12 protein-coding genes are annotated in these 13,264 nt (G+C 43.4%); 9 read left to right on the top strand and 3 right to left on the bottom strand.

Translation table 11 applies throughout. The features are described 5' to 3' along the window. Nucleotides 1-17 precede the first annotated feature (17 nt). Complete coding sequence (locus QYT14_RS14560) at nucleotides 18-1,265, bottom strand: ABC transporter permease (RefSeq protein WP_288324888.1); 1,248 nt, start codon at nucleotides 1,263-1,265, stop codon at nucleotides 18-20. A gap of 1 nt (nucleotide 1,266) precedes the next feature. Next, on the bottom strand, nucleotides 1,267-2,469 hold the full coding sequence (locus QYT14_RS14555) for a pyridoxal phosphate-dependent aminotransferase (RefSeq protein ID WP_288324887.1): 1,203 nt from the start codon (nucleotides 2,467-2,469) through the stop codon (nucleotides 1,267-1,269). A 197-nt stretch (nucleotides 2,470-2,666) separates the two neighbouring features. Here QYT14_RS14555 and QYT14_RS14550 point away from each other — a divergent pair, with 197 nt between their 5' ends. Beyond that, nucleotides 2,667-3,806, top strand: coding sequence for a DUF5009 domain-containing protein (locus tag QYT14_RS14550; protein WP_288324886.1), 1,140 nt, complete (start codon nucleotides 2,667-2,669; stop codon nucleotides 3,804-3,806). 64 nt (nucleotides 3,807-3,870) lie between these two features. Beyond that, a complete protein-coding gene (locus QYT14_RS14545) occupies nucleotides 3,871-4,719 on the top strand; it encodes a TIGR01777 family oxidoreductase (protein WP_288324885.1) in 849 nt (282 codons plus the stop codon). Nucleotides 4,720-4,731: 12 nt separating this feature from the next. On the opposite strand, the gene QYT14_RS14540 is transcribed toward QYT14_RS14545, so the two are convergent. After that, nucleotides 4,732-4,959 (bottom strand): hypothetical protein, encoded by a 228-nt coding sequence (locus QYT14_RS14540; protein ID WP_237038507.1) that lies wholly within the window; start codon nucleotides 4,957-4,959, stop codon nucleotides 4,732-4,734. 193 nt (nucleotides 4,960-5,152) lie between these two features. On the opposite strand from QYT14_RS14540, the gene QYT14_RS14535 reads away from it, so the two are divergent. The 7 genes from QYT14_RS14535 (at nucleotide 5,153) to QYT14_RS14505 (ending at nucleotide 13,245) form a co-directional block, all read left to right on the top strand. Beyond that, the gene (locus tag QYT14_RS14535) at nucleotides 5,153-6,388 is read left to right on the top strand and encodes a fucose isomerase (RefSeq protein ID WP_288324884.1); all 1,236 of its coding nucleotides are present in this window, start codon (nucleotides 5,153-5,155) and stop codon (nucleotides 6,386-6,388) included. Nucleotides 6,389-6,394: 6 nt separating this feature from the next. Then, on the top strand, nucleotides 6,395-7,588 hold the full coding sequence (locus QYT14_RS14530; protein ID WP_288324883.1) for a protein kinase: 1,194 nt from the start codon (nucleotides 6,395-6,397) through the stop codon (nucleotides 7,586-7,588). Between the two features lie 54 nt (nucleotides 7,589-7,642). Beyond that, a complete protein-coding gene (locus tag QYT14_RS14525) occupies nucleotides 7,643-8,125 on the top strand; it encodes a DUF4494 domain-containing protein (protein ID WP_288324882.1) in 483 nt (160 codons plus the stop codon). A gap of 33 nt (nucleotides 8,126-8,158) precedes the next feature. Continuing rightward, a complete protein-coding gene (locus QYT14_RS14520) occupies nucleotides 8,159-8,827 on the top strand; it encodes a YggS family pyridoxal phosphate-dependent enzyme (RefSeq protein ID WP_288324881.1) in 669 nt (222 codons plus the stop codon). A gap of 11 nt (nucleotides 8,828-8,838) precedes the next feature. Next, a complete protein-coding gene (locus QYT14_RS14515; RefSeq protein ID WP_288324880.1) occupies nucleotides 8,839-9,813 on the top strand; it encodes a dihydroorotate dehydrogenase-like protein in 975 nt (324 codons plus the stop codon). Between the two features lie 178 nt (nucleotides 9,814-9,991). Continuing rightward, the gene (locus tag QYT14_RS14510) at nucleotides 9,992-11,650 is read left to right on the top strand and encodes an AMP-binding protein (protein WP_237038512.1); all 1,659 of its coding nucleotides are present in this window, start codon (nucleotides 9,992-9,994) and stop codon (nucleotides 11,648-11,650) included. Nucleotides 11,651-11,853: 203 nt separating this feature from the next. Continuing rightward, the gene (locus QYT14_RS14505; protein WP_288324879.1) at nucleotides 11,854-13,245 is read left to right on the top strand and encodes a hypothetical protein; all 1,392 of its coding nucleotides are present in this window, start codon (nucleotides 11,854-11,856) and stop codon (nucleotides 13,243-13,245) included. Nucleotides 13,246-13,264: the final 19 nt, after the last annotated feature.

Genomic DNA, 13,264 nt, shown 5'->3' with positions numbered 1-13,264 from the left:
TTCGTGCCGTCAAACGATTACTCAAACCGTATAGACTTTGCCGGATGGATACGTGTTATCAGATAAGACGGACCGATTAGCATCAATACCGATACCAACAATGTACACACATTCAGCAATAGGTAAATCCAAATATTAAACTCAATGGGAACACGGTCGACATAATAGGACGTGGGATCGAGTTTGAAAATATGGAACTGAGACTGCAACAGGCAAAGCGATACTCCTATGATATTCCCCCATAACATTCCTCTTCCGATTAGAAAAACAGAAAAGCTGAGAAATATCTTACGGATGGCAAGATTGTCTGCTCCCAATGCTTTCAGGATGCCTATCATATTAGTACGTTCTAATATAATAATGAGTAAGCCTGAAATCATCGTGAAACCCGCAACTCCGGTCATCAATATAAGTATAACCCATACATTCATATCAAGCAAATCGAGCCATGCAAATATCTGAGGATTGGCCTCTTCCACTGTCTGGGTATAATAAGTACCGCCATATTCATCCACTTGCGTGTCCACCTGTTCACGAATTTCTTCCTTTATGCCGTCCAACAAACCAAAATCGACTACTTCCAACTCTAGTCCACTCACTTGTTCAGGTTTCCAATTATTCAAACGGTTCACCGTATAGAGGTCGGTAATCAGAAACAAATCATCGTATGCAGAAAAATTGGTCTGGTAAATTCCGGCAATGGAAAGACGGCGAGCACGCACGTTCTCCCCCTCTATATAATAGGTGTATAGTTTATCATCCATCTTCAGGTGAAGCTTGTCGGCAATGCTGCGCGACACCAATACTTTATTGGTCGAAGCTGTATCAGAAAAGACCGGAACTTCACCCTCCAGCAGATGCTGTTTCAGAAAGTTCCAATCATATTCGCCGGAAACTCCCTTCAGCACCATCCCCTGAAAGCTGTCATCAGTCATAATCATACCGGGCTTGGTGGAATAACGCTGCACATGCTTTACTCCTCTTGTAGCATAAAGTACATTCAGCAAACTGTCATTGGCTACAATAGGAATGGTTTCGAAAGACTTCCGGGCATCAAAGTTAGTAATCATAATGTCGGAACCCAAACCTATCACCTTATCGCGTACCTCATGCTTGAACCCGATTACGACGGCCACAGACACAATCATCACGGCCAGCCCGATAGCTATGCCCAACATAGCAATGCGGATAGCAGGTTTGGACACCTCTTTTCCACCCTCATTGCTACGATATACTCGCCTGGCAATAAAGAGTTTCCAGTTCATGTTACTCTTCCACTCTTCCGGGGTAAGTCTCTAATGCCTTTCGCAAGACAAAAAGCGCACGAACCAAATCTTCTTTCTTCAACACATAAGCAATACGCACTTCATTGCGTCCTGCTCCCGGAGTAGTATAGAACCCGGCAGCGGGAGCCATCATCACAGTCTCACCTTCGTAATTGAACTCGGACAAGCACCATGCGCAGAATTTTTCGCTGTCGTCCACCGGTAACTTGGCTACAGTGTAAAAGGCTCCCATCGGGATAGGCGAATAAACGCCCGGAATGCGGTTAAGCCCATCAATCAGACATTTACGGCGTTCCACATATTCATCATAAGTTTCGCGTGCATATTCTTCCGGTTCATCCAAAGAAGCTTCGGCGGCAATCTGACCAATCAAAGGAGGGCTTAAACGCGCCTGACAGAATTTCATTACAGCTCCGCGTACTTCGGGATTCTTCGTTATGAGCGCCCCGATACGGATACCACACTCAGAATAACGCTTTGATACGGAGTCTATCAGCACGACATTCTGCTCGATACCTTCCAAATGACAAGCGGATATATAAGGTGAACCGGTATAAATAAACTCACGGTATACTTCATCAGAGAACAGGTAAAGATCATACTTCTTCACCATATCACGGATTTGATTCATTTCGCGACGAGTATACAAGTAACCGGTAGGGTTATTCGGATTACAAATCAGAATAGCTTTAGTACGCTCGTTTATCAATTCCTCAAACTTTTCCACTTTGGGTAAAGAAAAACCTTCTTCAATAGTGGTGGTCACCGTGCGAATCACAGCACCGGCAGAAATGGCAAACGCCATATAGTTGGCATAAGCCGGTTCGGGCACTATAATTTCATCTCCCGGATTGAGACAACTCAAAAAGGCAAAAAGCACAGCTTCCGAACCTCCGGTGGTAATGATAATATCATCGGCATTCAGATTGATATCGTATTTTTTGTAATAGCCCACCAGTTTCTCACGATAACTGCGGTATCCCTGGCTGGGACTGTATTCCAATACCGTACGGTCTATATTGCGAATCGCATCAAGGGCCGCTCGTGGAGTAGGCAGGTCGGGCTGACCGATATTCAGGTGATATACATGAATTCCTCTCTGTTTGGCAGCATCTGCCAGCGGTGCCAATTTACGAATCGGCGATGCAGGCATTTCAGTTCCTCTGACGGATATTGTTGGCATAATGTTATAAAATTATTTAATCGAAGTGCAAAGATAAAGTTTAGCTTCCAACCACGCAAACAAAAAGTTGGTTAATATTTTAAAGAGATGTTTTTATGATTTAAATAAATAGTCGTGTATTTTTTTTCTGCTCCTTATTATTAATGGAGAAAAGAATATCTTTGTGCGAATCAATCTAAAAACTCAAAAAAGATACGATGAAAAATACAATTTCCCCTTCCAAACGTTTGGAATCTTTGGATGCACTCCGCGGGTTCGACCTCTTTTTTCTTGTTGCATTAGGCCCCCTTATGCACTCATTGGCACGGGCAGCTAATGTGGAATGGCTCGATGAGTCTATGTGGGTGTTTAACCATGTTTCTTGGGAAGGTTTTTCTCCATGGGATTTAATTATGCCGCTTTTCCTCTTTATGTCGGGCATTTCGATGCCGTTTTCTTTGTCGCGCTACAAATCCATACCCGACAAACGACCTTTATTGCGGCGTCTGGCAAAAAGAATATTGCTGCTGTGGATATTCGGAATGATATGTCAAGGCAATTTGCTGGCATTTGACTCTAACACGATTTACCTCTATTCAAATACTTTACAGGCGATTGCCGCCGGTTATCTGATTACGGCATTGCTTTTCCTTTTCACAAGCCGCAGAACACAAATTATCACTGCGGTGGCGTTACTGCTGATATATTGGGCAGCCATGCAATTTATTACAGTCGACGGTTATGGAGGCGGGAATTATACTCCACAAGGCAATTTGGCCGAATGGATAGACAATACGGTGTTGGGACGGTTTCGTGACACGGCACAAGTGATAGACGGAAAAGTAGTTGTTGCCGATTGGTATCATTATACATGGATATTGAGCAGTCTCAACTTCGGTGTAACTGTCCTCACGGGATTATTCGCCGGCTATATTGCCAAAGATAAAATAGAAGAGAAAAAGAAGCTGAAACTCTATTTCGGTATAGGTACCGCTCTGGTCATTGCAGGATGGTTATGGAATTTCCAAATGCCAGTTATCAAAACTATTTGGACGAGCTCAATGGTATTGGTCAGTAGCGGATACTGTTTCCTGCTGATGGGACTTTTCTATTATTGGATTGACTACAAAGGACACCGTTCGGGCATCACATGGCTGAAAGTGTACGGCATGAACTCCATTGCCGCCTATATGCTGGCCAATGTAATCAATTTCAGATGTATCGGCGAGTCTTTGTTTTATGGACTGGAACAATATATGGGAAGCTATTACCCATTCCTGATGACTCTGTGGAATGTCGGTGCAGTTTATGTCATTATATGGATTATGTATAAGCGAGGAATTTTCCTGAAGGTTTAATATATCCGTATAAACCTTTCTGTCCGTCGGTGTGTTTCATTCATAGAACTTAATACACAACCAGATGAATATAGCTATCAGTGGTGCAAGCGGATTCATTGGAACATATTTATCCGCTTTTTTAATGGAATCGGGACATCAGATATTTCCTTTAGGAAGACAAATGTTTTCCGGCAAAGGAAATGAAGAACTGGTTCGTACCTTGTCGCAATGTGACGCAGTGGTCAATTTAGCCGGTGCCCCCATAAACAAAAGATGGACTTCGGCTTATAAAGAAGAACTTTATAACAGCCGTATTCCGGTAACCGGACAAATTGTGCAAGCCATGAAAAGCCTTAGTCGAAAGCCCCAATTATTCATTTCCACTTCAGCAGTCGGATATTACCCCTCCACAGGATGCCATAATGAAGACAGCAATATGACAGGAGAAGGCTTTCTTTCTCATCTTTGTCGCAAATGGGAACAGGCAGCCATGATGTGTCCACCGGATGTGAGACTAGTTATTACCCGATTCGGCATCGTGCTTTCACGTCATGGAGGGGCTTTACGCCCCATGCTTCTCCCCACACAAATGAAGGCGACATGTGTCATCGCTCCGGGATGCCAACCTTTCCCTTGGATCAGTATCACTGACTTATGCCGGGCGTTACTTTATATTATAGAGACACCTCAACTGCACGGAACGATAAATATGGTTGCTCCACAGATAGTCACACAACGAGAATTTACCCAATGTATGGGCAAGCATTATCACACCTGGTTTACACTCACCATTCCCTCCTTCATATTCCGATTGTTATATGGAGAGGCCGCTTCTTTTCTCACATCAGGGCAGAAAGTTGTTCCGCAACGGTTGGTGGAAGCCGGCTTTGAGTTTACCCATCCGGATATCGAAACCTTTTGGTCATTATAAATGACGTATCGCTCAAGATTCAGTCTGTGCGATATCGTCTTTTACTATTTTATCCATTTTCTTCAGGAGTTTCTTCCTTTCTTTCTTGTCATGAGGGATGTCACTCTTTTCATCATAAGGATTTTCAGCCTTATCCGTCACCTCTTCACTCCAGTCTTCAAACATATTTGTAGCCGGTTGGCCCGATAATGTCACATTCTCTTCTGCAATGGGAACATTTCTTTCAATTACTTTTGCCATAGTCTAATCTATTTATTATTTACCATACTACAAATGAGAAGAAAAATGGTTTAGGGATTTAATTATTTAACATACCGCTAACAAGGTTTTTATACAGCAAATAAATTAAAGAGATGTTATCTTTAAGTTCTTTTTTAGGGTTATTAAAAAAAAACACGTATGTTTGTTCCTATAAAACAAAGCAAAATATCAAATGAATCTATACCTGATAACATTCCAATCCGATTTGAACAAAATGGAATCTGTATACGATTGCCATAAAGATTTATTTGTGGAAATCGAGAAATATTTCACGCTTCATCTGGTACATTATAAAGAGGTGGAAACGATTCCGGCAGACGAATACAAAATGGCTTTCATTGCCTCGGGAGGGGTTGAAAAAGCAGTTACCCAACACTTCGACCTGCTTCCTTATCCCATCACTCTGCTTACGGACGGACTCCAAAACTCATTGGCAGCTTCGCTCGAAATAGCGACCTGGATGCGTAGCAAAGGCATGAAAGCACGTATTATTCACGGTAGCCCGATGTACATGGTTAAGCAGATATTATTCCATCATCAGGCTTTTGCCGCCAAACGTGAAATAAAAGGAAAAAGAATCGGCGTTATCGGATATCCTTCATCATGGCTTGTAGCCAGCAATGTAGATTATTTATTGGCAAAACGACGTTGGGGAATCGAGTTCATCGATATCCCGATGGAAGAAATATACTGTTTATATTATCAAATAACTGATGATGATATCGGCTATAAAGCATCTGTATTGGTCAAACAAGCAGTAGCTTGTCGCGAAGCGACTCCTGAAGATTTTCTGAAAGCAATGAGGCTTTACAAAGCCGTTAGAATCATTTGTGAGAAGAAGCACCTCGATGCAGTCACCCTTTCCTGCTTCTCATTAATAGAAAAATTGGGAACCACCGGCTGCCTGGCACTCTCTTTATTGAACGACGAAGGGATTCCTGCCGGTTGTGAAGGTGATTTGCAATCCATCTTTACCATGCTCATTGCCAAGGTGCTGACCAATCAAACCAGTTTTATGGCAAACCCGTCATTTATCAATGAAGAGCAAAACGAACTGGTTGTAGCACACTGTACTATCGCTACCAAAATGACTGACAGGTTTATTATCCGTAATCATTTTGAAAGTGAGACAGGCGTAGCCATTCAGGGAATCCTGCATGAAGGGGAAATCACTGTCTTGAAATGCGGAGGAGAATGTTTGGACGAATATTTCGTATCACGCGGACAATTGACAGAGAATACCAATTACATCAATGCCTGCCGCACACAGATACGCATCCGTTTGGGCAAACCTGTCGATTATTTCACACGTAACCCATTAGGCAACCACCACATTGTTTTGATGGGTGACCACGAACAAGTGATACACGAATTCATGCAATTAAACAGTTGTAAACAAATAGAATAATAAAAAATGAAAGTGACAGAGCCGATTAGTATCGGCACCAATAATGAAGGGAAAAGGATATTTATAAAACGACCTTGCAAAAAGTTCGCCGACATTGCTGCCTATCAGGAAGCCTTTACCGCCGAAGCTACGCAGGGAATGGGTTGGGCTCACCCCAACTTATTAAATTATATTAGTTTGCAAAAGGATGAGCAAGGATGGTACATCACTTTTGAATACATACCGGCCGTTCCCCTCAACAGGGCATTGTTAGATGGCGTGTTGCAAATTAATACGGTGGCGGAGTCCAAGCGAATCATGAATCAACTGATGAATGCCGTCGCCTATCTTCACTCCCGAAATATCTGTCATCTCGACATCCGCCCCGAGAATATTTTTATTACTAAAAGAACGCATGACGTGCTCTTGGCAAATCCAGCCAACATATACGTATCATGCACTCCCTCTTTTTTTATCTTTAAGGAAAAATATGCGGCACCGGAACTTTTTAAAGAAACCACCGTCCCTACCCCCGCGTGTGATATTTATTCGTTGGGCAGAGTCATGGAGTACCTTTACAGTTACTCCCATCTAAGCCCCGGCATCAGGCACATCATCCTTAAAGCCACTCGTCCCGAACTCGCCAAACGGTATGCCGATGTAGAGGAAATGAAGAAAGCCTTTGGCACTTCCCGCTACATTGACTGGTCGGTACAGGCTATAAAGGGGGTTGCCGCCGTTACTGTCATTCTGCTTGCTTATTATGGATTACGGGAAGAACCGGCCGACAAGGAAACATTACAGTTTATAGAAGAGGTAAAGCACATCAACCGCCAGGCATTGGAAACCGCCGAAGACAGGAACAGGAACTACAGCATCCCGCTTCCTTCGGATTCCATACGTCCGCTCCCCACCGACACCTTGGAGTTCAATCCCGAAGAACATCGCAGACTGGCAGAAAGAATATTCAAAAAAGAGTTTCGGCGGCGGGCCGAGAATATCATAACCGCTATGTACACGCCGCAGAAAATGAATATCAGTGAAAAAGCATTTCAAGAACAAAGCCTTGACGGTTTCAGTCAGTTAAACAAGATACAGAGAGAGTTAGGTGAACAGTTCAACATGGACCCCATCCTCACTACCCGCCTCTCTTCTGAAATTATTTCAGAGCTGACAACCGAAAGCATGAAGAAATTAAGGAAAATGGAGAACGAAGACTAAATAAAATAGTATCTTTGTGACCTATTTTAATTTTTAATAAAACATTAAACTCTTATGATGCATACATGGTTTGAATGCAAGATACGTTACGAAAAGGTCATAGAAAATGGCATGAACAAGAAAGTAACAGAGCCTTATTTAGTTGATGCGCTGAGCTTTACCGAAGCTGAAGCACGTATCATCGAAGAAATAACACCGTTTATTAGCGGTGAGTTTACAGTGTCGGACATCAAGCGTGCCAACTATAGCGAATTATTCTTCTGCGAAGAAGATGCTGCCGACCGTTGGTTCAAATGTAAGTTGTTCTTCATCACACTGGACGAGAAAAGCGGAGCTGAAAAGAAGACTTCCACTCAGGTACTTGTCCAGGCGGCCGATTTGCGTGACGCTGTGAAAAAGCTGGACGAAGGCATGAAAGGAACCATGGCCGATTACGTTATCGCATCCGTTGCCGAAACAGCCCTTATGGATGTTTATCCTTATGACGGAGAGCCGAACGTCAAACCGGAGTTCCCCGACGCAGGAAAAACCGAATAAAGATTATTCAGACAGACCAAATATAGATTGTATATGAGCATTCAAGCAAATTTAAAAGAAGTTCTGGCCGACCTCCCTTCCGGTGTCCGCCTGGTAGCTGTATCCAAGTTTCATCCCAACGAGGCGATTGAAGAGGCATACGCTGCCGGACAACGCATCTTCGGCGAGAGCAAAGTGCAGGAAATGGCTCAGAAATATGAAACGCTGCCCAAAGATATTGAATGGCATTTCATCGGTCACCTGCAAACAAATAAAATCAAGTATATGGCTCCTTATGTGGCTATGATACATGGCATTGATTCTTATAAATTGTTGGTTGAAATCAACAAGCAAGCCCAAAAGTACAGTCGCGTTATCCCGTGCCTGCTACAAATCCATATCGCCGAAGAAGAGACCAAGTTCGGTTTCAGTTTTGACGAATGTTGGGAGATGCTCAAAGCAGGAGACTGGAAAGAACTGCATAATGTCCAAATCAGCGGCGTCATGGGTATGGCAACCAATATCGATGACACTGAACAAATCAAGAAAGAATTTTGTTCCTTAAATACATTCTTCAAAGAAATAAAGCAGACCTATTTTACTGATACAGAGAGTTTCAAGGAAATATCAATGGGCATGTCGCACGACTATCCCATCGCTATTCGAGAAGGAAGCACCATGGTCAGAGTAGGCAGCAAAATCTTTGGAGAGCGAAACTATTAAAACTACTATTTATGACTCAATTAAAGACCACTTTTGCCGGATTGCCTTTACGCAATCCTGTTATTATCAGTAGCTCCAGTCTGACTAACAGTGCTGAAAAAAACAAAAAGTTAGAATTGGCCGGTGCCGGAGCCATCGTATTGAAATCTGTTTTTGAAGAACAAATCATGATGCAGGCTCACCACATGGCTACTTACGATTCTCCCGAAGCAGGAGATTATCTGAGTACCTATGTTCGTTCACATGCCATCAAAGAATATATCGACCTGATTCAAGAAACCAAACGCCTCTGCACTATACCCGTCATTGCCAGCATCAATTGTTTCAGCAGTTCGGAATGGACAGACTTTGCACGTACCATGCAGGATGCCGGAGCCGATGCCTTGGAATTGAATATTCTCTCGCTGCAAACTGAAAAGGAATATCAATACGGTTTGTTCGAACAACGCCACATCGATATCCTGAGTAACGTAAAAAAGCATGTATCCATTCCTGTCATCATCAAACTGGGAACTAACCTCACCAACCCCATTGCGCTAATCAACCAACTTTATGCCAATGGAGCTACGGCAGTAGTGTTATTCAATCGTTTCTATCAGCCCGACATCAATATCGAAACCAAGAGTTATTCCTCAGGAGAAGTATTCAGCCATCCTTCGGATTTGGCAAGCGGTTTGAGATGGACAGCCATCGCTTCAGCACAAGTACCGCAGATAGACTATGCCATCTCGGGGGGTGTGCACGATGGTAAAGCAATGGTAAAAGCAATTCTGGCAGGTGCTTCAGCTGTAGAAGTATGCAGTGTTATTTATCAAAAAGGTGAAGGTTTCATTGAATCCATGACTAGAGAATTAAGCGAATGGATGAAGAAACAAGGATATAACACCATCAGCGAATTTAAGAGCGAAATGAACGCTTTGTCTACCGGTGAAAGCAATCCTTTCGAACGTACTCAGTTTATGAAGTATTTCAGTAGCAAAGAATAACAAAGCCTCTCCGCATAAAGGGGATATGACAATTACTGCCGTTTTTTATCATATCCCCTTTTCCTTTCCCCCGTTTTACTAAAATTGCTTCCCTTTTAGTTTGCATCCTTATAATAAAAGCTTATATTTGCACATTTGATTAAATAATGTGCAAATATAAACCAACGAAAAGAACATCATGGAGCAGAGTTTTATTGCCTTTCTGGAAGACAGCATAAAAAGAAACTGGGACTTGGATGCCCTCACTGACTATAAAGGAGCCACATTGCAATATAAAGATGTAGCCCGCAAAATAGAGAAACTACATATCATTTTTGAACTGAGCGGCATCAAGAAAGGTGATAAAATTGCCGTCTGCGGTCGCAACAGTTCACATTGGGGCGTTACGTTCCTGGCCACCATCACTTATGGAGCCGTAATTGTTCCTATTCTTCACGAATTCAAAGCCGACAATATTCATAACATTGTCAATCATTCCGAGGCACGTCTCTTATTAGTAGGTGATATGGTATGGGAGAATCTGAACGAGAATGCCATGCCTCTGCTTGAAGGTGTATTGCTAATGAATGATTTTACCCTATTGGTATCTCGCAGCGAACGGCTCGACTATGCCCGCGACCATCTGAACGAACTGTTCGGAAAAAAGTTCCCTCGCAATTTCAGACGCGAGCACGTAAGTTACCGTCGCGACGAACCCGAAGAATTGGCAGTCATCAATTATACTTCCGGAACCACCAGTTATTCTAAGGGAGTCATGATTCCCTATCGTGCCCTCTGGTCGAACACCCAGTTCGCCTTTGATGTGCTGACCATGAACCCCGGAGACAAACTGGTATCCATGCTTCCAATGGCACACATGTATGGATTGGCATTCGAGTTCCTATATGAATTCTGTGTCGGTTGCCACATCTATTTCCTCACCCGTATGCCCAGTCCGAAAATCATCTTCCAGGCATTTGCTGATATCAAACCCAACCTTGTGGTAGCTGTTCCCCTGATTATCGAAAAGATTATCAAAAAGAACGTGCTTCCCAAACTGGAAACCCCGGCCATGAAAATACTGCTGAAAGTTCCTATTATCAATGATAAGATTAAAGCTACCGTGCGCGAACAGATGATACAGGCATTCGGTGGTAATTTCTATCAGGTTATTGTAGGCGGGGCAGCTTTCAATCAAGAAATAGAACAATTCTTAAAGAGTATTGATTTCCCTTATACCGTCGGTTATGGAATGACCGAATGTGCACCTATCATCTGTTATGAAGACTGGAAACGTTTTAAAGCCGGTTCTTGCGGCAAAGCGGCTCCGCGGATGGAAGTAAAGATAGTAAGTCCCGACCCCGAACACATTGTAGGGGAAATTATCTGCAAGGGGCCGAACGTGATGCTGGGATATTATAAAAACCCCGAAGCCACCGCCGAAGTCATAGACAAGGACGGTTGGTTACACACCGGCGACTTAGGTATCATGGATGCGGAGGGTAATATCACCATCAAAGGACGCAGCAAGAATATGCTGCTCGGCGCATCAGGCCAAAATATTTATCCCGAAGAAATAGAAGATAAGCTCAACAACATGCCGTTCGTAGCCGAAAGCATTATTATCCAGCAGGCAGACGGTAAGCTGGTAGCTTTGATATATCCTGATTTTGACGATGCATTTGCGCATGGAATGGATAATGACGCCATTGCACAGGCCATGGAAGAGAACCGGGTGGCACTCAATGCCGAACTTCCCGCTTATTCTCAAATTGCCCGCGTGAAGATTTACCCCGAAGAGTTTGAGAAAACACCGAAGAAGAGCATCAAACGCTTCCTTTATCAAGAAGTAAAATAAAAATAAAGCATACATTTTCATCGTCCCATGGTCGTGAACTACTCTCCCTACCACCATGGGACGATAACCATACTCCACCCGACTACAAATATAAATATAAAAAGTTTTCCCCATATTTGTGTAACATCTTGGTACATTTACACGTTGTATCAATAGACACATTCATTTTTTTGATTAAATTTGTGCGCAAATAACCAAACAATATGAAAATAAATACCCGCATTGCAGCAATTATCTTATTAGGATGTTGCGCAGGACTTACAACTCCTGCTATCGCTCAAAAAAAGAACAAACTTAAAAAGGGTCCTAACATCTCCCTGAATATTTCCACCCAAAAAGACAGCGTAAAGACAACCTATCTGAATTTGGGTTTGCTCACTAATATCTATCGCCTGCAGGGTGTGGGCATTAATGCCATATCCAGTGTGGTGCAAAGTGACATGACAGGGTTTCAAGTCTCCGGCCTGGCAAGCATCACCGGTCGTCATGCATCGGGTGTGCAGCTCGGTGGTATTGCCAATGTAGCAGGTGCAAACGCCAACGGTATCATGCTGAGCGGTTTGATGAACGTAGCAGGAAACCGTGCAAACGGCATACAGATTTCGGGATTGGGAAATATAGCCGGAAATACTTCACGCGGTGTAACCATCGGTGGACTAATGAACCTTGCCGGCGACCAGGCGCAAGGTTTACAAATAGCCGGACTTGCCAATATTGCCGGAAAGTCACAAAACGGAATAGCCATCGGCGGTTTGATGAACGTATCGGCTGATGCTATGGACGGAGCACAGATTTCGAGCATACTGAATATCAGTGGAGGAAAAGCGAAAGGAGCACAAATAGCAGCTATAGGCAATGTGGGCGTCAGTGTTAATGGTATGCAACTCTCTGCTATCAGCAATATTGCTGCCATAGAAATGAAAGGACTGCAACTCTGCGGAGCCGTGAATATCGCTGTTAAAACAGAGAATGCACTGCAAGTATCCGGTATTACCAATGTGTGTCAGGGTAAGCTGCGCGGAGTACAATTTGCTCCCGGCAACTACGCCGGTGAAGTGAGTGGAGCTCAAATTGGTCTGCTTAATCTTTGCGGCGGTCATGTGAAAGGCGTACAAATCGGTATTATCAATCACAGTAAAGACACCACTGCACATAAAATCGGATTGGTAAACATCAATCCCAAAACCCGCATCCAGCTGATGCTGTTCGGTGGTAATACTAGCAAAATGAATGCGGCCGTCCGTTTCAAGAACCGCACCACCTACACCCTACTGGGTATCGGTACGCACTATCTTGACCTGAACGACAAGTTTTCGGGCTGCGTATTCTACCGTGCCGGACTTTACTACCCCATTGCCAAAAATCTAGAGCTCAGCGGCGACCTCGGCTACTTCCACATAGAGAACTTTGAAAACGAAGATGCCGAAACTCCCGAACGTATGTACTCCTTGCAGGCACGCGTCAATTTGGAGTACAAGATAAAATCCAAGTTCAGCGTATTTGCTTCGGGCGGATACGGCATGACACGATATTACGACCAAAACAAATTCTATGAAAAGAAACCTATCATTGAAGTAGGTGTTATCCTATTCTAACAACACCATGAGTATGCCG

It is taken from the genome of uncultured Phocaeicola sp. (assembly GCF_948499155.1).
GTDB classification, from domain to species: domain Bacteria; phylum Bacteroidota; class Bacteroidia; order Bacteroidales; family Bacteroidaceae; genus Phocaeicola; species Phocaeicola faecalis.
The sequence above is the reverse complement of the archived record's forward strand: the minus strand, read 5'-3'. Positions and strand labels throughout refer to the sequence as shown.

Bases quoted from the DNA above. Each gene is read 5' to 3' on its own strand.
- QYT14_RS14560 (WP_288324888.1), bottom strand. From the start codon at position 1,265: ATGAACTGGAAACTCTTTATTGCCAGGCGAGTATATCGTAGCAATGAG.
- QYT14_RS14555 (WP_288324887.1), bottom strand. From the start codon at position 2,469: ATGCCAACAATATCCGTCAGAGGAACTGAAATGCCTGCATCGCCGATT.
- QYT14_RS14550 (WP_288324886.1), top strand. From the start codon at position 2,667: ATGAAAAATACAATTTCCCCTTCCAAACGTTTGGAATCTTTGGATGCA.
- QYT14_RS14545 (WP_288324885.1), top strand. From the start codon at position 3,871: ATGAATATAGCTATCAGTGGTGCAAGCGGATTCATTGGAACATATTTA.
- QYT14_RS14540 (WP_237038507.1), bottom strand. From the start codon at position 4,959: ATGGCAAAAGTAATTGAAAGAAATGTTCCCATTGCAGAAGAGAATGTG.
- QYT14_RS14535 (WP_288324884.1), top strand. From the start codon at position 5,153: ATGAATCTATACCTGATAACATTCCAATCCGATTTGAACAAAATGGAA.
- QYT14_RS14530 (WP_288324883.1), top strand. From the start codon at position 6,395: ATGAAAGTGACAGAGCCGATTAGTATCGGCACCAATAATGAAGGGAAA.
- QYT14_RS14525 (WP_288324882.1), top strand. From the start codon at position 7,643: ATGATGCATACATGGTTTGAATGCAAGATACGTTACGAAAAGGTCATA.
- QYT14_RS14520 (WP_288324881.1), top strand. From the start codon at position 8,159: ATGAGCATTCAAGCAAATTTAAAAGAAGTTCTGGCCGACCTCCCTTCC.
- QYT14_RS14515 (WP_288324880.1), top strand. From the start codon at position 8,839: ATGACTCAATTAAAGACCACTTTTGCCGGATTGCCTTTACGCAATCCT.
- QYT14_RS14510 (WP_237038512.1), top strand. From the start codon at position 9,992: ATGGAGCAGAGTTTTATTGCCTTTCTGGAAGACAGCATAAAAAGAAAC.
- QYT14_RS14505 (WP_288324879.1), top strand. From the start codon at position 11,854: ATGAAAATAAATACCCGCATTGCAGCAATTATCTTATTAGGATGTTGC.